At 67.0% G+C, this 19,297-nt stretch carries 18 protein-coding genes and 1 pseudogene; 12 read left to right on the top strand and 7 right to left on the bottom strand.

What is annotated here, in order from left to right:
* A pseudogene (locus tag H629_RS15350) lies at positions 1-776 on the top strand (hypothetical protein); the annotation flags it as partial.
* 87 nt (positions 777-863) lie between these two features.
* Here the strand turns inward: H629_RS15350 and H629_RS0101860 are convergent.
* Both H629_RS0101860 and H629_RS15345 read right to left on the bottom strand, forming a co-directional pair.
* Entirely contained in the window at positions 864-2,756 is a 1,893-nt protein-coding gene (locus H629_RS0101860; protein WP_024355663.1) for a heavy metal translocating P-type ATPase, read from the bottom strand.
* 163 nt (positions 2,757-2,919) lie between these two features.
* Positions 2,920-3,792 carry an oxygenase MpaB family protein gene (locus H629_RS15345; protein ID WP_024355662.1) on the bottom strand — a complete coding sequence of 291 codons (873 nt, stop codon included), beginning with the start codon at positions 3,790-3,792 and terminating at the stop codon, positions 2,920-2,922.
* Between the two features lie 220 nt (positions 3,793-4,012).
* On the opposite strand from H629_RS15345, the gene H629_RS15340 reads away from it, so the two are divergent.
* Together H629_RS15340 and H629_RS0101845 are read left to right on the top strand one after the other, a co-directional pair.
* Positions 4,013-4,309, top strand: coding sequence for a hypothetical protein (locus tag H629_RS15340; RefSeq protein ID WP_024355661.1), 297 nt, complete (start codon positions 4,013-4,015; stop codon positions 4,307-4,309).
* Positions 4,310-4,480: 171 nt separating this feature from the next.
* Positions 4,481-4,996: a potassium channel family protein gene (locus tag H629_RS0101845; RefSeq protein WP_076623853.1), complete on the top strand. Its 516-nt coding sequence runs from the start codon at positions 4,481-4,483 to the stop codon at positions 4,994-4,996.
* Positions 4,997-5,035: 39 nt separating this feature from the next.
* Here the strand turns inward: H629_RS0101845 and H629_RS0101840 are convergent, their stop codons facing one another.
* The gene (locus H629_RS0101840) at positions 5,036-5,776 is read right to left on the bottom strand and encodes an SDR family oxidoreductase (RefSeq protein ID WP_024355659.1); all 741 of its coding nucleotides are present in this window, start codon (positions 5,774-5,776) and stop codon (positions 5,036-5,038) included.
* Positions 5,777-5,938: 162 nt separating this feature from the next.
* On the opposite strand from H629_RS0101840, the gene H629_RS0101835 reads away from it, so the two are divergent.
* From H629_RS0101835 to H629_RS0101805, 7 genes are all read left to right on the top strand, one after another.
* The gene (locus tag H629_RS0101835; RefSeq protein ID WP_024355658.1) at positions 5,939-6,382 is read left to right on the top strand and encodes a VOC family protein; all 444 of its coding nucleotides are present in this window, start codon (positions 5,939-5,941) and stop codon (positions 6,380-6,382) included.
* A gap of 462 nt (positions 6,383-6,844) precedes the next feature.
* Positions 6,845-8,704 (top strand): hydantoinase B/oxoprolinase family protein, encoded by a 1,860-nt coding sequence (locus H629_RS0101830; protein WP_024355657.1) that lies wholly within the window; start codon positions 6,845-6,847, stop codon positions 8,702-8,704.
* A gap of 44 nt (positions 8,705-8,748) precedes the next feature.
* Positions 8,749-10,827 (top strand): hydantoinase/oxoprolinase family protein, encoded by a 2,079-nt coding sequence (locus H629_RS0101825; protein WP_024355656.1) that lies wholly within the window; start codon positions 8,749-8,751, stop codon positions 10,825-10,827.
* A 4-nt stretch (positions 10,828-10,831) separates the two neighbouring features.
* Positions 10,832-11,428, top strand: a complete 597-nt coding sequence (locus H629_RS0101820) for a helix-turn-helix domain-containing protein (protein ID WP_024355655.1) — start codon at positions 10,832-10,834, stop codon at positions 11,426-11,428.
* Between the two features lie 52 nt (positions 11,429-11,480).
* A complete protein-coding gene (locus H629_RS0101815; RefSeq protein ID WP_024355654.1) occupies positions 11,481-12,533 on the top strand; it encodes a sugar ABC transporter substrate-binding protein in 1,053 nt (350 codons plus the stop codon).
* Between the two features lie 72 nt (positions 12,534-12,605).
* Positions 12,606-14,132: a sugar ABC transporter ATP-binding protein gene (locus tag H629_RS0101810; protein WP_024355653.1), complete on the top strand. Its 1,527-nt coding sequence runs from the start codon at positions 12,606-12,608 to the stop codon at positions 14,130-14,132.
* Positions 14,129-15,166, top strand: coding sequence for an ABC transporter permease (locus tag H629_RS0101805; protein ID WP_051137764.1), 1,038 nt, complete (start codon positions 14,129-14,131; stop codon positions 15,164-15,166). Before H629_RS0101810 ends, H629_RS0101805 begins: the two co-directional genes overlap by 4 nt.
* Before the next feature lie 94 nt (positions 15,167-15,260).
* Here the strand turns inward: H629_RS0101805 and H629_RS0101800 are convergent, their stop codons facing one another.
* From H629_RS0101800 to H629_RS0101785, 4 genes are all read right to left on the bottom strand, one after another.
* Positions 15,261-15,890: a cupin domain-containing protein gene (locus H629_RS0101800; protein WP_024355651.1), complete on the bottom strand. Its 630-nt coding sequence runs from the start codon at positions 15,888-15,890 to the stop codon at positions 15,261-15,263.
* A 110-nt stretch (positions 15,891-16,000) separates the two neighbouring features.
* Entirely contained in the window at positions 16,001-16,516 is a 516-nt protein-coding gene (locus H629_RS0101795; protein WP_152485617.1) for a hypothetical protein, read from the bottom strand.
* Positions 16,516-16,929 (bottom strand): DUF4383 domain-containing protein, encoded by a 414-nt coding sequence (locus tag H629_RS0101790; RefSeq protein ID WP_024355649.1) that lies wholly within the window; start codon positions 16,927-16,929, stop codon positions 16,516-16,518. The genes H629_RS0101795 and H629_RS0101790 overlap by 1 nt, the downstream gene beginning before the upstream one ends.
* A gap of 195 nt (positions 16,930-17,124) precedes the next feature.
* Positions 17,125-17,382, bottom strand: coding sequence for a hypothetical protein (locus tag H629_RS0101785; RefSeq protein ID WP_152485616.1), 258 nt, complete (start codon positions 17,380-17,382; stop codon positions 17,125-17,127).
* Between the two features lie 172 nt (positions 17,383-17,554).
* On the opposite strand from H629_RS0101785, the gene H629_RS0101780 reads away from it, so the two are divergent.
* Positions 17,555-18,103, top strand: coding sequence for a hypothetical protein (locus H629_RS0101780; RefSeq protein WP_024355647.1), 549 nt, complete (start codon positions 17,555-17,557; stop codon positions 18,101-18,103).
* Positions 18,104-18,139: 36 nt separating this feature from the next.
* Positions 18,140-19,240 (top strand): fatty acid desaturase family protein, encoded by a 1,101-nt coding sequence (locus tag H629_RS0101775; protein ID WP_024355646.1) that lies wholly within the window; start codon positions 18,140-18,142, stop codon positions 19,238-19,240.
* Positions 19,241-19,297 lie beyond the last annotated feature (57 nt).

The following is a 19,297-nucleotide window of genomic DNA, read 5'->3' as shown; positions in this document are numbered from 1 at the left end:
GCGTCTATGTGATCGCGACGCTCGAAGCGCTGAACACGCAGAGCTATGTGACCTTGAACTCTCCGTTCTCGAACACGGTCCACAAGGGAGGGTTCACGCCTGGCGATGCGCCGACTCTTCGCGGTCTCCATGCTCTCTTCGGCCAGTTGACCGCAGACATCGACACGACGATGTGGGTGCCGACACCCACCTCGGTGAGCTGGGCGTGGTTCCTCTCTGACGGCACCCCGATTGCGGGTGCGGATCAGGCAAGTCTCGCCATGACCGCGGACCTCGTCGGGAAATCCGTCTATGCTGTTGCTACCCTCCGGGCTGCCGACACCGTCGACTACGTCATCGCAACTCCGCCGAGTGGGCGAATTGCCGCACCGGCGCTGTCGATCTCGGGTGTGAAGAGTGTGACGGCGGGATCCTCGGTGCCATTCAAAGCCTGGGGCCTGCTCTTCGACACCGAGTACACCTTTGAGTTGCACTCACAGCCGATCGCGCTCGGCGCGCGCACATCGAGCGCAGCGGGCACGCTCGATACGACGTTTGCGATTCCCGCGAGCGTGCCGAGCGGCACACATCGTCTCGTGATGCTCCTGAACGGTCGGGAAGTCGGTTCGGTCAAGATCGAGGTCGTGCGTGAGTCGGGGCAGCAGTCCGAGCCGTTGCTTGCGCGCACTGGTGCCGAGGAGACGGTGCTCCCCGCACTTGGCGTGGTGTCGCTCATGGTCGTCGGGGGAGCCCTGGTGCTCTCCCTGTCGCGTCGTCGCACGAGCACCGCAGCGTAGCTGTTCAAAGTCTTGGGGGAGGGGCGGCATTTGCCTCCTCTCCCCGTGCACTCGGGCCCGGCCAGATCAGAGCATGCTCGGCCGTAGTCAGTCGAGTCGGCGCGCCCTTCGCTCGGATCGTGGACCGACCGCCCGGAGCGCTCCGAGGATCGCAACGAGATCCACAAGCTCCTGCAGCCAGGCTCCCAGGATGGCGGGTAGGAAGCCGAACGCTGCGATGAGCATGAGTCCGATGCTGATGACGATGCCCAACCAGATGCTCTGCAGCGCGATCTTCACCGTATCCTTCCCGATCGTCACCGCGCGCGGCAGCGATGCGAGGGTGTCGTATCGGTTCACGACATCTGCGGATTCGCTGGCGGCAGTGGCTCCGCGCGCTCCCATCGCGAATCCGATGTGCGCCGCGGTGAGCACGGGTGCATCGTTCAAGCCGTCCCCGACCATGATCAGCGGCCGCGGTTGGACCTCCTGCACGATCCGCACCTTGTCCGACGGTCGGCACTCGGCATGTACTTCATCGATGCCGAGGCCTTCGGCGATCGGGTTCGCCGTTGCGGCGACGTCTCCGGTCACCATGAGTGTGCGTGAGATCCCGAGGGCGTCGAGTTCGCTCAGAGCCTGAGCCGCCTCCTTGCGCACCTGGTCGCGCATGATGATCGCGCCAGCGAAGCGGTCGTCGGCTGCCACGTAGATCGCGAGCTCGCCGGGAGCCAGCTCCGCGAGGGTCAGGTCTGGCACATGCTCGCCAATCCAGGCAGGCTTGCCGACCCGCGCGACCACCGGGTCCGTGGTGTGGGCGAGTCGAAGAGTCGCGGCCACCCCGTGTGTTGCTATCTCCTCGGCCCTCTCCGCATCGAGGAGGCGCAGCTCGCGGTGTTTCGCCACGTCGATCACGGACCCTGCGAGCACATGCGAGGAGTACACCTCTGCGGAGGCGGCGAGCCGGAGCAGTTCGTCGGCGTCGAAGCCGTCTGCGGGCAGCAGGCGTTCAAGCGCGGGCTTTCCTTGGGTGATCGTGCCGGTCTTGTCGAACGCCGCGGAACGTGCCCGTGAGAGCTGTTCAAGGGTGCCTCCGCCTTTGACGATCAGGCCGAACCTTGCGGCTCGGCTCATTCCGCCGAGGAAGGCGACCGGGGCGGCGATCAGCAGCGGGCATGGCGTCGCCACGACCAGCACTTCGGCAAACCTCACCGCGTCGCCGCTGAGTGCCCAGGCGGCGCCTGCGATGAGCAGTGCGAGCAGTGTGAACGGCAGGGCGTATCGGTCGGCCAGTCGCACGACTGAGGCCTTGCTGCTCGCTGCCCGTTCGACGAGCCGCACGATCTGCTGGTACTCGCTGTCGGATGCGAGCGCGGCGGCGCGCATGGTCACTGCGGCCTGACCGTTGACCGCGCCGCTCGACACCCGTTCACCGGCGGCACGCTCCACCGGGAGGCTCTCGCCCGTCAGCGACGACTCGTCGAACACGGCGTGCTCTGAGACGAGGATCGCATTGACCGGCACCAGTGCGCCGGGCCGTACGAGCAACAGGTCGCCCACTGCGACCTCGTCTACCGGTACGTCTTCCGTGGCTGCCTCCTCACGAGAGTCCGTCTTGTTGTCGACGAGGCGGGTGGCCAATTGCGGCGCTTTGCGCAGCAGGGCCGTCAGCTCACGTTTGGAGCGGTGCTCGGCGTAGTCCTCGAGTGCGGCGCCCCCGGTGAGCATCAGCACAACGATGAGTGCGGCCCACACCTCTCCGACGGCGACTGCTGCTGTGATCGCTGTGACGGCGAGAATGTCCAGTCCGGCGTGCCCGCGGAGCAGCTGGCGGATCATGCCGATCGCCGACCATGCGGCGATCCCGAGGGCGTATGCGCCCACAATCCAGGGGACGATCCTGGCTGCGGGTGTGGCGAGCATGATCAACCCGACCGAGGCGACGAGGAGTGTACCGAATACGAGCGGATAAGACCTGAGGCGGTATGCGATACGACTCACCTGTACATCATCTCAGGTGGGCGGATCGCGCGTGCGGGTTTCTCAGAGGATGCCACATCGTCGGAGAGCGCGCTTGGAAAACGCGATCCGCCGCCCCGCAGAGCGTGTGCTCGTGCAGGGCGGCGGATCGCCGGCAGCATGCCGGCTCGGTGCGTGCGCGGCGTTATGCCCGTGCGGGGCGCACCCGCTGGTAGGGCTTGGCGATGGAATCGCCGATGGCCTCGGCGATGAGCTGTTCCGCGGAGCGGTTCTTGCGGGAGAGCTTCGCGATCCACTTGGTGAAGCGGGCGCCTCGCGCGAAGGCCTTCGGGCCGCGATCCTCGACCGCGTAGAAGTAGAGCGCGCTCTCGGGCAGCAGTGAGAGCACGCCGTCGAGCACCCGGCGCGTGACGAACTTCGCCACCGGGCCCTTGACGTCGGGGTGGCGCAGCGTGTGGCCGGCGAGTGCTGCGAACAGCGTGAGCGCCTTCGTCTCGAGCTCCTTGCGGATGTAGGCGTCGAGTTCGTCGAACGTCTGGAAGTACGGTCCGGGCACGTGCAGGCTCTCCGCACCGTGGCGGGACTCCTGCACGAGTCGGTTCGAATCAGCGGTCGACAGTCCCGGCCCGAACTCCTGGTATCCGCGCACCGCCGACCAGATGTAGGTCCACCAGGTCCAGCGCTGCCAGTCGGGCTGCTTCGCGCTCACGACTTCGCCGGTCTCGGGGTTCGTCCACGAGGCCCGCTCGTGCAGGCGGTCGACGTGCGCGGCAGCTGCGTCTGCGTGCGCGCGGTCGGCGAAGATCGCATCCCGCAGGTAGGCCGAGGTGCGGTCGAAGCGCGCCGCGAGCTGCTCGGGTCCCTCCGTGGTGAGCGACACGCGCTCGAAGTGGGTCATCATGCCGGGCTCGAGCATCTGCAGGAATACGGCGTTCTTCGCGCCCAGCATCGAACCGGGGTCGGAGAACACTCGCCAGGAGACGCTGTCCGGGCCGTAGTACCCCTCATCGGCCCTCGGTGCGTCTGCGAGCGTGCGGCTCAGATGTTCTTCGGTCACGGGGTTCTCTTTCTCTGGTGAACGATGCAGCTTCTTGGTTCTGTTGAGCAGCCTATTGGCGGCGCCGCGGTCTCTTCGGGCGCGTTCGGGAGCAGATCGCGCAGTTTCGATGCAAGTTGCGCTTCGCGCGTGGGAAAAGCGGGAAAACACCGTCGGGGTGAGGATCGGCGCTGTAGCTTGGGGAGTCATTGCCCGTTCGTATGTTCGAGGAAGTGGTCCTATGTCGCAGACGTCCGAAACCTCCGCGCCCACCTGGGCTGCCCCGACCGCCCTCGTCGCAGGAGTGGCCAGCGTGCTGCTGCTGGTCCTGAACTTCGTCGCCCTGTCGGGGATGACGGTGCTCGTCGTGAGCATGATCGCCGGGGTGCTCGGGGTCGTGCTCGGGATCGTGGCCGTGCGGGCTCGGGCCTCGAAGGGCGCCGCCATCGCGGGGATCATCACCGGTGCGATCGGTTTCCTGTTCTCCGCCGCGATCGTCGTCTTCGCGCTCCTGTTCATCGGCGCGCTCGGGATCTGACCTGGGAACGGGTCGCGCGACGGCCGCCAGCGGCTCACCATGACCCGTCGTGCGGGGGCGAGCGCGGCGAGCTCCGACGTCGCCTCCGCCACGCGCCCTTTCGGCGGACCGGGTCGAGCGGATACCCTTCTCGCAGCGCCGTGGATGGTCACGCGCCCGTGAGGGGAAGACATGAGGGAACCAGTGACGCCTCCCGGGCGAACGGCGCTCCTGCACGCGCTCGCCCGCAGCGCCGGAACCGTGGTGACGCTGCTGCTGGTGTACGTGCTGCTGCCCGTCGGTCCGAACGGATTCGCGCCGCTGGTGTTCTTCGTGGTCGGCATGTGCGCGTTCCTGCTGTGCGTGGCCTGGCAGTCCCGGGCCATCGTGAAATCGCCGACCCCCGTGTTCCAGGCGATCGAGGCGATCGCGCTCCTCGTGCCGATGGCGGTCTTCGTGTCGGCCGGCGTGTACCTCGTCTTCTCGGCGGTGGATCCGAGCGCGTTCAGTGAGCCGCTGAACAAGATCGACTCGGTGTATCTGTCTGCGACCGTGCTCACGACCGTCGGTTTCGGGGACATCGTTCCGGTCACGGGCATCGCACGGATCGCGGTCACTGCGCAGATGCTCGCGAACCTCATCCTGGTCGCGGTGACCGTGCGGATCATCACGTCCGCAATCAGCCACGGTCGCAGCGCACGGCAGTGAGCATCCCCGAACGCGGAGGCGGGGAAGAGGCGTCGCCGCTCAGAGCTGCGCGATCCACTCCGAGAAGGTCTGACGGCCGCGATCCGCGTCGGGGCCCGGGAGGACGCCGCCGGCGCGCATCCCCCGCATCTGCCGGGTCGGCACGCGCAGGGCGGGGATCCACCCGCGGTGCCCGGTCGCCCGCGCGAAGGCGCGCACCATCTCCGAGAGCCGCTCCTCCTGCGGCCCGGCCAGATCCGTGACCCGTCCCTGCGGGGAGCCCGCAGCGAGGGCGACCAGCCGCTCGGCGACCTCCTGAGCCGCGACGGGCTGCACCCGCGCGACCGGCGCCAGGTGCAACGGGCCCGCCTTCGCCCGATCGAACATCTGGGCAGCGAACTCGTGGAACTGGGTCGCCCGAAGGATGGTCCACGGTGAGGCCGAGGCGGCCACGACACCCTCCTGGGCGAGCTTGCCCGCGTAGTAGTCGTGCGGAACCCGGTCGATGCCCACGATCGAGAGCACCACGACGTGCCCCACTCCCGCTGACTCCGCTGCAGCGAGCAGGTGCTTCGCAGTGGCGGTGAAGAACTCGACGGCCCTCGCCCCGTTGAGCGTCGCGATGCTCGTGACATCGATCACCGCGTCGGCGCCCCGCAGCGCGGCCACCAGGCCCTTCCCGGTGGCGAGATCCACCCCGTGCGAGCGGCTCAGCACGACTGTCTCGTGGCCGGCCTCCTGCGCCGCGGTGACGGTGCGGCGGCCCACCGTGCCGGTGCCTCCTGCGATCGCGATCCTCATGGCGACCATCATCGCAGTTCGCGGGGCGCGCGGCGAGGGTTGCGGCAATCGTGGGGCGCGCCGATGCCGTCCTGCTGCGTGCTGTGGGGCTGTTGCGGCGGCCCCTGGCGGGCGGTAGCGTTCAAGGAGGATCGGATTTCTCTGTTGCCGGAAAGGTCGAAGATGACACTCAGGCTCACGCGCGTCGACAACATGGTCGTCCTGACGAACGACGTTCCCCGCCTGACCGATTTCTACCGCCGCGTGCTCGGGCTGCCCTTCTTCATCGAGTACGAGGAGACGCCCAAGCTCGAGGAGCAGTGGGCGAGTTTCGATCTCGGTAGTCTCGTGCTGTACATCTTCCACACGACGAACGCGAGGCCTCTGGAGCGCCGGTCGTCGATCAACCTCGAGGATCCGATCGGCTTCGACTCCATCGCGTTCGAGGTCGAGGACCTGGATGCCGCCGTCGCCGAGCTGGAGGGCGAGGTCGACTGGGCTCATGACGGATACACGCCCTGGGATCACCCTTCAGGGGTGCACTACCGGTATCGGGCCTTCTTCGACCCCGACGGCAACATGATCTACCTCACTGAGCCGCGCGTCCGCGCGGCGGGAGCGCGCTAGACGGGCTTCGTCGCCTGAGGAGTGCGTTCTCCCGTTCGTGATCGGCTCATGACCGGCGAGGAGATGCGGTGTACCCGGCAATGACGGGCTGACGCGCCGCGGCGATGCACGGATGCCGGCCGCCGGTCTCGTGCCGCTCGTCTCCGCTGGCCACGCCGCTCGCCGTGTCGTGCGGAGCGCACGAGGCTCACGGCACGCTCTGGTCTGCCCGAAACACGGCATCCGGAGCCGTGCAGATGCAACAACTTCTTGTGGTGTGAAAATAGTTGCTTGTGTATTGGTTAAATCTTTTGTACTGTAGCCACACGCGAATGAAGCGTAGTTCAATCTCAGTGAAACGGGCTCCGGTTGTGCACCTGCACGACCGCCCGCCCGAGGAGGTCGATAGCTCTCCCGATCCCGATCATCCACCACCGCTTTCCACTCAGACCCTCTCCCATGAGGCCTCTTTAGGAGTCAACGATGACTGCCACACACGACAAGAATCTCGATCCGATCACCTTCAGCGTGATCATGAGCCGCTTCCACAGCATCGCGAATGAGATGACCATCACGCTGGAGCGCAGCGCATGGACATCGATCCTCGCCCTCTGCCGCGACTACTCCTGCGCCGTCTACGACGCCGACAACCGTCAATTGGCAATGGAAGATGCGCTGCCCATTCACACCACCTCGCTCGGGCTGGTGCTTGCTGAGATCTCTCGCACCTTCGAAGGCGACATCAACGATGGCGACGTCTTCATCTGCAATGACCCCTACCGCTACAACACTCACGTGGGTGACGTGGTCACGGCAGCAGCGGTCTTCGTCGACGGGGAGCACCGCTTCTGGTCGGTCACGAAGGGGCACCAGATGGACATCGGAGCGTTCGTGCCGTCGAGCGTGACTGCGGCGGCACGAAACATCTATCAGGAAGGGCTCACCATCCCGCCGGTCAAGCTGTTCGACGCCGGCAAGGAACGCAAGGACATCACGGACCTCTACCTCGCCAACCTGCGGTACAGCGAACTGCTCCACGGCGATCTGATGGCGCAGCTCGGCTCGATCGAGAAGGGCAAGCAGCGTCTCGTCGAGCTGCGCGAGGAGTACGGAACCGAGGAAGTGCTCCACTACAGCGAGGAGATCCTCAGGTATGCGGATCGCCGCATGGCGGAGGAGATCCGAGCGATGCCCGATGGCGTCTACTACGGCGAGGGCTGGATCGATAGCGACGGCGTCGATGTCGAGGACATCCCGATTCGCGTCAAGGTGACCATTGCGGACGATCAGGTCGAGGTCGACTACACCGAGAGCGGCCCGCAGGCGCAGGGCGGCGTGAACGGATCCTTCGCGACCTCCTCGGCGGCGGGCGCTGCGCCGTTCATGTACTACATCAATCCCGATATCCCCCATAACCAGGGAGCGATCGACCATATCAAGGTCGTGCTCAAGGAGGGCACCATCTGCCTGCCCGAGTATCCGGCCTCCACCTCGGCCGCGACGATCGTACCCTCCGACATGATGTCGGACGCGATCAACAAGGCGCTCTCGCAGGCGCTCCCGAAGCAGGTGCTGGGCGGTACTGCGCGGTGCGCCAACGTGCCGCAGTTCTCCGGCGCGGAGGGGCACGACGGCGAACCCTGGGGCGTCATGATGTTCAACAACACGGGTGCGTCGGGCGCCGCCTCCGATGCCGACGGTTGGCCGCTCTTCGAGAGCCACGCCGCCTTCGGCGGCCTCAAGGCCCAGTCGATCGAGCAGCTCGAGATGCTCTATCCCCTGATGGTCGACACGCTCGAGGTCGAGACGGACTCGATGGGCCACGGCCGCCAGATCGGCGGACCGGGCGTACGCATGGCGATCCGCTCGACCAAGGGCGACATGGAGTGCATCACCTTCGGCGACGGCGCCCAGAACCCGCCGCACGGCGTCGCAGGCGGCCTGCGGGGCTGCGGCGGCGGGCAGTACGTCGAGAACCTCGCCACCGACCACCGACGCTACTTCTCCGCGAGCGGCCAGGTCGTGGTGAAGCCGGGAGAGCGCCACGTCGGCATCTCAACGGGCGGCGGCGGCAACGGGGATCCGCGTGAGCGCGATGTCGAGCTGGTGAGGCAGAACGCGCGTGATGGCTGGATCAGCCGCGAGACCGCGCTCGAGGTGTACGGCGTCGTGCTCAGCGACGACCTCGACCCGGTCGTCGACGAGACGGCGACGACTGCGAAGCGGCGCTCGATGCCCGCGCGCGACGCGTCCCTCGTCGAACCGCTCGTTCCCAGCGCGTCGACGTGGCTGGAAGAGAACATGCGCGACGGCGACGTCTACCTGCTCAACCCGGTCGAATAGCTCCGGTTCGTCCCGAGAACTGCACAGAACAGAAGGAAACAGCAATGACTTTCAGAATCGGCGTCGACATCGGCGGCACTTTCACCGACTTCACCGTGATCGACGAGCAGGGCGGCCTCACGCTCTGGAAACAGGACACCGACCCGGTCGAGCCCACGAGGGCGATCGAGCTGGGGCTCGAAGCGGTCGCCGGTGAGCTCGGCCTCGAACTGCGCGAGCTGCTGGCCGACACGGCTCTCTTCGTGCACGGCACCACGATCTCGACGAACACCCTGATCCAGAGGAACGGCCCGAAGGTCGGGCTTCTCGCCACCGAAGGCTTCCGCGACGTCCTCTACCTGCGCGACGGGTTCAAGCCCGATCGATACGACGTGCACGTGGAGCATCCCGGTACCTTCGTCGACAGGTACCTGCGGCTCGGCGTCCGGGGCCGTATCGACAACCTCGGTGCAGAGGTGGTCCCGCTCGACGAGGGCGACGTCAGAGCGGCGGCGCGCATCTTCGCAGACGAGGGCGTGGAGTCGGTTGCGGTCGGCTACCTGTGGTCGATCCTCAATCCCGCTCACGAACAGCGCACCCGCGAGATCCTCGCCGAGGAGCTTCCCGGTGTGCCGGTCATCTGCTCGGCGGATGTGCTTCCGGAGATTCGCGAGTGGGAGCGCACCTCCTGCGCCGTGCTGAGCGCCTATATCCTGCCGGGCATCAGCGGCTACCTGGCGAAGCTCGAAGAGCTGCTGCGCACCTCGGGCTACGGCCGCGGCCCGCTGATCATGCAGATCAACGGCGGCTGCGCGTCGGTCGCCGAGATCCTGCAGAAGCCGGTCAACGTGCTCGCCTCGGGCCCCGCGGCCGCACCGGCTGCGGCGCTCAGTCTCATGGAGGAGGCGAGCAATGGGAACCTCATCACCGTCGACATGGGCGGTACGAGCCTCGATGTGTGCCTCATCCACGAGGGGCGGGCCACGATGTCCCGCGAGATCCAGGTGGAGCACCAGCCGATCGGAGTGCCCGCCGTCGACGTCGTCTCGGTGGGTGCCGGCGGTGGATCGATCGGCTGGCTCGACAGCGGCGGGGCGCTGCGCGTCGGGCCCCGCTCGGCCGGTGCCAAGCCCGGCCCGGCCGCCTACGACATGGGCGGCACCGAGCCGACCGTGACCGACGCGAACATCGCCCTGGGGCGTCTGTCCCCGACCGCGTTCCTCGGAGGCCGCCGCGACCTGAGGAAGGATCTCGCCGAGCGCGCGATCGACCGGGCGGTCGCCGCGCCGCTGGGGCTCACGACGATCGAGGGCGCCGCCGGCATCATCCGCGTGGTCGATGCCAACATGGTCTCGGCGATTCGAGGCGTCTCGGTCGAGCGGGGGATCGACCCGCGCAACTTCAGCCTCATCGCCGGCGGCGGTGCCGGCGGCCTGCACGCCGTCGGCCTCGCTCGCGAGCTCGGTGTGAGAACGGTGCTGATCCCTCGGGAAGCGGGCACGCTCTGCTCGTACGGCATGACCGTGACCGACGTCCGACTCGATGAGACGGTCACCGGGCACTCCCTCTCGAATGCCGACTCGTTCACCGACATCGACCGCCTGCTCGACGACCTTTCGGGGACCGTCAGACGTCGACTCGACGTGAACGGCATCTCCGAGGATCGCACCTCGCTGGAGTACAGCGTGGATGCTCGGTATCCGGGGCAGGTGCACGAGCTCACCATCCAGTTCTCATACGATCCGAGCACGGGGGTCGCGGGCGCCATCGAGGAGATCGCCCGGCGCTTCAATGACGAGCATCGGCAGCAGTTCACGTATGCGCGGGATGAGATGCCGATCGAGTTCCTCCACTGGCGGGTCGCTGGTATCGGGAGCGCTCCGTTCCAGCCGGGTGTGCCGGAGGCGTCCGCTGCGAGCAGCGTGGAGGAGGCGCGGGTCGCCGTGGAGAGCGCCTACTCCGCGGTCGACGAGGCTCTCGTCGAGACTTCGTACTACAACGCCCTGAACTTGAATCCGGGTATGACCGTCGCGGGCCCGGCGATTCTGCAGGCGCCCACCACGACGGTGTTCATCGACACCGGTGACAGCCTGACCGTCCGCGAAGACGGGGGCTATCTCATCTCGGTCGCGCCGAAGGCGTGACGCGATGGCGCTGCTCGAGGAGCGAGGCGAACCGGTCGCCGGGGAATCAGCAGCTCAGGCTGTCGAGTCCCCGGTCGGGCAGAAACTGCGCGAACTGCGTCTCGCTCGCCGAATGACGCTGAACGCCGTCGCCTCGCGCGCCGGGATCTCGGAGAGCTTCCTCAGCCAGATCGAGCGGGGCAAGGCGACACCCCGGCTGCAGGTGCTCTTCCGGGTAGCCGGGGTCTTCGATCTCACGCCTGCCGACCTGCTCGTGGACACGTTCAGCGACACTCCCGTCTTCGTGCCGAGACAGGGCAGGCGAGCGATCGCGACCGAGGAGTACCGCAAGCAGCGGCTCATCCCGCACATGGTGTCCTCCGTCGAGGTGCTCGCGGGTTCCTTCGAACCCCACGCGACGGCGGGCCCTCAGTACACGCACGGCGACGGCGACGAGCTGCTGCTCGTGCTCACGGGAACGATCTGCGCGGTCGTCGGGGAGCAGAGCTTCACGATGTTCGAGGGGGACTGCCTCTACTACCGCACGTCGATGCCGCACACCCTCACCAATCTCGGCGACGAAACCGCCGAGGTGCTCTGGATCATCGCCCCGCCGGGGTGAGATCCGACCAGCCATCTATTCACCCATCACACGATTCACAGGAGAACGACTCATGAAGATTCAGAAACGGAAGGTGCTCGCCATCGGCGCGCTCGCAGTGTCTGCGGGGCTGATGCTCAGCTCGTGCGGTTCGCCCGGCACGACCGGGGGCGAAGGAGGCGGAGGCGGGGACGGGACGGCTCGAATCGGAGCGTTCCTCCTGGCCTCGGCGAACGCCTATGCGCAGCAGAACATGCAGGGCGTCAAGGATGCCATCGAGGCGGACGGCAACGCCGAGGTGACGTTCTTCGACGGCGAGTTCAGCGGTGCGACGCAGCTCGCCCAGATTCAGGACGCGATCGCCTCGGGCCAGTACGACGGGTTCGTCGTGTTCGTCAACGACGGAGTCGCCATCATCCCGGGCGTGGAGGAGGCCGATGAGGCGGGCATCCCCACCGTCGCGGCGTATGCGCCGATCGGCGAGGACATCTCGACGGGGGAACCGCAGGTCGCGGGAGTCGTCGGCACGGTGTGGCACCCGAACGAGCCGAGCGGTGAGGCTCTCGGCGAGCTCGCCATCTCCGCTTGCGCCGAGGAGCACCCGGATGCGTCTCCCTGCAAGGTGGCGTACATCTCTGGCGGCAACACCGTGCTGTTCGAGCAGGCGAAGCTGCGCGCGTTCGAGGAGATCGTCGGGAAGGCCGACCGGCCCATCGAGATCGTCGCCCAGCAGGAGGGCAATTTCCTCATCGAGGATTCGCGCACCGCGGCCGAGAACATCCTGCAGGCGAACCCCGACGTGAACGTCATCGCCGCGACCGCGGATCAGATGACCTACGGCGCGCAGCAGGCCGTGGAGGATGCGGGCCTCGACAACGTCTCCCTCGTCGGCATCGGCGCGTCCGAGGAGGGCGTCGCAGCGGTCGATGCGGGGGAGTGGTTCGGCACGACGGTGTTCCTCCCAGTCGACGAGGGCCGTCTCTCCACCGAGATGGTGCTCACAGCGGTGCGAGGCGGATCGGTCTCTCAGAAGAACATCGAACTGCTCGATCTGAGCCCCATCGGCGCGTTCTACACGAGGGACACCGGCGGCGATTTCACACCCCAGTGGTCGTCCGTCGGCTGACCATCCAACGGCGTGCGTCGGCATGTGCCGAGCGCCCGTGCCGACGCACGCCCTCACTCGAAAGGCCTATCGATGGCTGCATCAGAGTTGTTCGCCGAACTGCACGGAATCGTGAAGCGCTTCGGCGGGGTCACCGCGCTCAACGGGGTTTCGGTTGCGATCCAGCGCGGCACTGTTCACTCGTTCATCGGTGAGAACGGCGCCGGCAAATCGACTCTCGGGAAGATTCTCGCCGGCGCCTACCGGCCGGACGCCGGCCGCATCGTCATCGAAGGCGTGACGCACAGTTTCGCCGGGCCGCACGATGCCCTCGAAGCGGGCATCGCGACGATCCAGCAGGAGATCGCCCTGGTGCCCGGTCGCACGGTGATCGAGAACGTCTTCCTGGGGCGTGAGGCGTCGGTGCTGGGCTTCGTGAAACGGCGTCAGCTGCTCGATGAGTACCGCCGTCTCAGCGAGCGCACCGGGTTCGACATCGCTCCGCAGGCGCTGGTCCGCGAGCTGCGCATCGCAGACCAGCAGAAGGTGGAGATCATGCGGGCGGTCGCGCGGAAGGCGGAGCTCATCATTCTCGACGAGCCCACGGCGGCGTTGACCCCGGAGGAGACCGAGAACCTCATGAACGTGATCTCCGGGTTGAAGATCGAGGGCGTGACCGTCGTCTTCGTCTCCCACTACCTGGAGGAAGTGCTGGCGATCAGCGACACGATCACCATTCTCAGAAACGGTGAGCATGTGCGCACCGGTCCGGCTGCGGTCGAGAGCAAGGAATCGCTCATCCAGGGAATGCTGGGCAAGGATCTGGCGAGCGAGTTCCCGGAGCGCCGCGGCGCTCCGGGCTCGGGCGAACCGGTGCTGGAGGTCCGGGGGCTGTCGACGCCGAACGGGGTCGTGGATGTCGGCTTCGAGGTGCGGCGAGGGGAGATCGTCGGTGTCGCGGGCCTCGTTGGAGCAGGACGGAGCGAGCTGCTCGCGGGAATCTTCGGTGCGGATCTCCGGGCGAGCGGGGAGGTGCTCGTCGACGGGGCCCCGACGAGGGTCCGAACTCCTCGGGATGCGATCGCGTCGCGGATCGCGCTCATCCCGGAGGATCGGAAGGCCTCGGGGCTCTTCCTTCGCCGGAGCCTGAGAGAGAACATCTCGCTGGCTTCGCTGCGCAGGTTCACGCGGCTCGGCTGGATCCGAAAGTCCCTCGAGGCGCGCGCCACGCGCGCCGAGCTCGAAGCGCTCGATATCCGGCCCGCGATCCCGGAGAAGGAGGTGGGCTTGCTCTCGGGCGGCAACCAGCAAAAGGCCCTGTTCGCGAAATGGCTCGCAACCGATCCGCGAGTGCTCCTCGTCGACGAGCCGACTCGAGGGGTCGACGTCGGTGCGAAGTTCGCGATCTACGAGATCCTCACCCACTGGGTCTCGGACGGCCGAGGAATGGTCGTGGTCTCGTCCGATGTCGAGGAGCTGCTCGGTCTGGCAGACCGGATACTCGTGCTGCGTCATGGACGGGTCGTCGCAGCATTCGCTCGCGATGAGGCGAGCAAGGAGAAGATCATGGCCGCGGCATTCGGCGCAGAATCCGCCGCACTGGAAGGACAGTTGAAATGACCACACAAGACATCGCCACACTGCCGAGGCCCGAGACGAGTCGTGGGCGGTTCTCCGTCTCCCGATTCATGTCCCGCTACGGCATCGTCATCGTCTTCGCGGCGCTCTTCATCGTGTTGAGCGTGCTCTCCCCGGCGTTTGCGACCCCGCGGAACCTGTTCAACATCCTGGCGCAGACCGCTCCCGTGGGAATCATCGCATGCGGCGCGGCGCTCGTCATCATCTCGGGGGGCTTCGATCTCTCCGTGGGGGCGATCTTCGCGGCGGGCGGCGTCGTCTCGGCGCTGGCCGCGGCGAGTCTCGATCCCGTGCTCGCCATTCTCGCCGGCACCCTGGTGGGAAGTCTGCTGGGCCTCGTGAACGGGCTCATCATCTCGGGCTTCGGGATCAACTCGTTCATCGCCACGCTTGCGACGGGGTTCATATTCCGGGGCATCGCCACGATCGTGACGGGCGGGTTCTTGATCTCAGCCGCGAACTCGCAGTTCCGCTGGTTCGGCAACGGGAGGGTGTTCACCGTGCCGATCCCGGTCTACCTCTTCGCCTTCGTGGCGCTGATCACGGGGTTGCTGCTCGCGAAGTCGCGGTTCGGCCGGTACCTCTACGCTTCGGGAGGCAATGCCGAGGCGGCCCGGCTCTCCGGGATTCGCGTGGAGCTCGTGCGCCTTGCCGCGTTCGGGATCAGCGGCACGGCCGCAGGGTTCGCCGGGGTGATCTCTGCGGCCCGGGTCAGCACGGGACAGGCCGACGCCGGCACCGGGGTGGAGCTGACCGTGATCGCTGCGGTGGTGGTGGGCGGGATCTCGATCATGGGCGGCGAGGGAGCGATCTGGCGGGCCGTGCTCGGCGTGCTGCTGATCGCGATGATCGGCAACGGGTTCAATCTGCTCAACATCGATCCGTTCTATCAGTCGATTGCGCAGGGCGTGATCATCGTGATCGCCGTCGCGGTCGATTCGCGCACGGGGGGCTACTTCCGACGCGCATGGCAGGCTTTCCGTCTTCGTCGTGCGGCCCGCTCGGCCTCCGCGTAGCGCGGAGCGCTGTCGAGGGCGAGGCGAAGGCGGGAGTGCGGGCGGCCCCGGCGCGATCGAGGTGCGTGCCGGGGCGCCTCGCCGCGCATCGCTCTCAGTCGATCCAGCCGTCGTGCAGGGTGGGCGGGGCTGTGATCCAGAGGACCTCCAGCTCGGTCTTCCCGCTGTTGCGAACCGAGTGGATCGAGGATGTCCGGTAGTACAGGGAGTCGCCGCTCTCCATCTGGAGCGACTTCGAGTCCACCTCCACGACGGCCGTGCCCGACACGACGAGCAGTAGTTCGTCGGAGTCGCCGTGAGACTGCGGCTCACCGGTGGAACCGCCGACGGGGATCGTCGCGCTGTACACCTGCATCGTGCGTACCGTGCTGGGCAGGAGGCGTTCCTTCACCAGAGCCGCTGGAGCTTCGACTCGGGCCCTCGCCGTTCGTCGTGTGAGGATCGGGAGTTCTTCATTGCGCGCCTCGAGCAGGTCGCTGGGGGTGAAGTCGAACACGCGCGCGATCCGATACAGCGCGGGCAGGCTCGGTACGGCGAGGCCGCGTTCGATCTGGCTGAGGAAGCTCGGCGTGATCTTCGCCTTCTCAGCCACGACGGTGAGCGTCATCCGCCGGGACTGGCGGAGTTCTCGAAGCGTTCTGCCGAGTCTCTTCGTCTCTGTCTCCGCGGAGTCCGACGAGTCGTGAGCGCCGTCGCTCTCGCCGCTCACCGACTCGTTGTCCATGCCAGCACGTTATCACTTCGGTAGCCGATGAGCGGTGTTCAGGGGCGCTCGATGCAGGCCGGGAATGGCAGCAGCATCCGGCATCCGCTGGCTCGCCGCCCCACTGCGCCCTAGTGGTGCCCGTGCGTGGAGGCGCCGTGGGGGATGGCTGCCGCGCCGGGCTCGGTGTCGGCGAGTGCGGGTGTCGTGATCGCGGCGACGAGCATCGCCTGCGCGGTCAGCACGATGAGAAACTTCGCGGCTCCGGGCGCGGCGGCGCTCGGAGCGGTCGCCCCGGCCGCTGGCGGCCGGGCGGCGGGATCGCTGCGCCGCGCGAGGCTCAGCCGGAGGGCCGCGAACACGGCGGTGACCCAGTGCAGCGAGACGAGGGCGAGGAAGGGGAGGAGCCCGATGCTGCGGGTGAAGAGCAGCGCGGCTGCGACCACGATCATGGCGGTGCAGAGGATCGCAGTCGTGCGGGGCGCGATGATCCGCCCCGCCCGCATGGTGAGGATCCCCCAGACGATCTCGGCAGCGGCGACGGCCACGAGGGGGATCGCGAGCCACGGGTCCGCTCCCGCCGCGACGGCCAGGAGGATGAGTCCCGAGCCGAGGGCGGCGAGAGCGGACCAGAGCTGTCCGAACATCACACGGCGGGCCGGGCGGTGACCCCAGCCCGCTCTGCTCCGAGGCTCACACCCAGCAGGATGAGCGCGCTGCCCAGGTGCAGGATGTGGTCGGCGGTGTTCAGAGCGAGGATGTTCGCGCCGGTGTCGGCTATGAAGAAGCCGACGATGCCGAGCAGCAGGTACGCGGCGCCCACGATCCCGTTCACGGTCTTCGCCGCGCGCAGGCCCGCGAGGCCTCCGATGAGCAGGGCTGCGCCGATGAGGAGGTGGGCGACGTTGTGCAGCGGGTTCACCTCGAAGATGCCGAGCAGCAGTCCGCCCTCGGTGGAGACGAAACCGACGCCGCTCGTCGCGGTGAACCCGAGCAGGCCGACCAGCAGGTAGACCGCCCCGAAGATGACACCGACGAGTCGGTTGGCTGAGTTGTTCACGATACTGCTCCTTTGGGATCGCTGAAGAACCGGCGGAGTCCGCCGTACGCACATGCGGTGCTGTTCCCACCTCAGTCTCCGGCGCGAGGGCGCGCCGGGAAAAGCGGTTGTGCGCCGGCTACTTGTGTGTTATTTCTCGCAGCAGGCTGTCGGGCCGGGCAGTTCCTGCAGGATCGCGGAGCCGAGCTCGCACCCCTATTCTGCGCGTGGCTCGACGGCCGCACCCGCCCTGAAAAGCTCGGCCTGTCGGCGCAGCCGGGTCTCCGGCGAGGGTTCGTACGGGTGCCAGGTCTCGGAAAGCACCTTGTCCCATCTCGCCTGGCGCTCGCGGGCGAGCTTGGCCGCTTGCGGCTCCGGAAACGGATGGTTCAGGTGTTCGTTCTCCATGCGTCTCCGGAGCCGCTCCTGCAGAGCCTCCAGATCGCTGCGGGCGGTGTCGTCGTGCAGGCTCATGATCGGGCCCCGTTCCATGCCTAGTGTTGTGACTCGTAAGCATGCTCCCTCAACATGTGGACCCCCACAGTTTCAGATCCAGCAGGAGATGCCGCCGCGCGGCGCTCTGCCCCTCGACGAAGGGCTCCGTCGAAGCTGTGAGCCCCACATGTTTCGGGCGTATCGTGCAGCCATGGAGACACACACACGAGCGAGCGGCACCGCTGCTGGGCCCCTGGGGCTGGGTTCGGTGCTGGTCGGCTCCCTGCCGACCACCCTGATGACCGCCGGGGCGCCGCGGCGATACACGGTAGAGGCGGTGTTCACTCGACGGCCCGAAGCAGACGAGGTCGCCGGTATTCTCGGATCCGGTACGCGCGATGCGCTGACGAGGGCCGGATACGCGGGGGTCGAGCTGACCGTTTCGGACCGGCGCCTGGAGATCGGTGGCACGAACCTCGAAGAGTTGCGGGATGGGCTCGCACGGGTGCTCGCCGACAGGCTCGCGGAGATCACCGCCGAGGTGCGAACGCACCAGGAGGCTGCGGCCGCCGAGTTTCGGAAGACCGCCGAGAGCGAGCACGACCGCGCAGCCGCAGTGGCGGCTCTTGCGCAAGAAGTAAGTTTCAGAACGAGCCCGGATCACGCTGCGTCCGCTCCATCGTCGAACGGGTCGCTCGGCGAGCGCGACGAGAGCGCTCGCATCAACGTCTGGACCGACGAAGGGGGTCACGGGCGTTGAGGGCGCCGGTGATATCAGGAAGAGACGAGATGCATCATGAACGAGTACCGTCCTACGGTCCCGTCCGCGGAGGGTCGGCCGAAGAGTAGACGGAGCCCCAACGAGTTCTCCGAACTCGCGAAGTCGATCCGCGACAGCGGCCTGATGCGTCGCCGCTACGGATACTACTGGGCGAAGCTCCTCGGCTTTCCGCTGCTGCTCGCTGCGGTGCTCGGCGCATTCGTGCTGATCGGGGACACCTGGTGGCAGTTGCTCACCGCCGCGTTCCTCGCGGTGCTGTTCACTCAGATCGCGTTTCTCGGTCACGACGCCGCGCACCGGCAGATCTTCGTCTCGGGCAAGTGGAACGACTGGGTCAGCCTCGTCCTGGGTGATCTGATGGTGGGTATGAGCTACGGCTGGTGGCAGTTCAAGCACACGCGGCACCACGATAATCCGAACAAGCTGGGATCGGATCCGGATATCGAACTGCCGGTGATCGTCGTGGCTCCCGGGCGCCGCCATGCCAGAGGCCGTCTGCTTTCCTGGATCCGCGCGCATCAAGGCGTGTTCTTCTTCCCGATCCTGTTGCTGGAAGGGATCTCACTGCACGCGTCCGGGATCCGCCGGGTGGTGGCCCGGGGGCGGCTCGAGCGCCGGTGGGCGGAGATCGGACTGCTGAGCATCCGCCTGATCGGGTTCCCGACTCTCGTGTTCCTCGTGCTGTCGCCCGGCATCGCATTCGCGTTCCTCGGGATTCAACTCGGGATCTTCGGGTTCTACATGGGCATGTCATTCGCGCCGAATCACAAGGGGATGCCGATCGTGCCCCGTGACGCCAGTCTCGATCTTCTCCGGCGTCAGGTGCTGATGAGCCGCAACATCCGCGGGTCGCGTCTGCTCGACACCGCGATGGGCGGGCTGAACTACCAGATCGAGCACCACCTGTTCCCGTCGATGCCGAGGCCGCATCTGCGAAAGGCCGCTCCCATCATCGAGGCCTACTGCAGATCGCATGACGTGGCGTATGCGCAGGTCGGGCTGTTCGCTTCGTACGCGATCGTCGTTCGCTACATCAATCGTGTCGGACTCGGCGAGCGAGACGTGTTCAGCTGCCCGCTGATGGAGCAGCGCAGTCACCTCGCGCCGTCTGCATGAGAACCTCAGCCAGCGCCGCGCTTCGCGCTGTGGGACGAGCCCTCGCGGATCGAGGGG

This window comes from Leucobacter chironomi DSM 19883 (assembly GCF_000421845.1).
Classification (GTDB): domain Bacteria; phylum Actinomycetota; class Actinomycetes; order Actinomycetales; family Microbacteriaceae; genus Leucobacter; species Leucobacter chironomi.
This window is presented reverse-complemented; position numbering and strand designations above follow the sequence as displayed.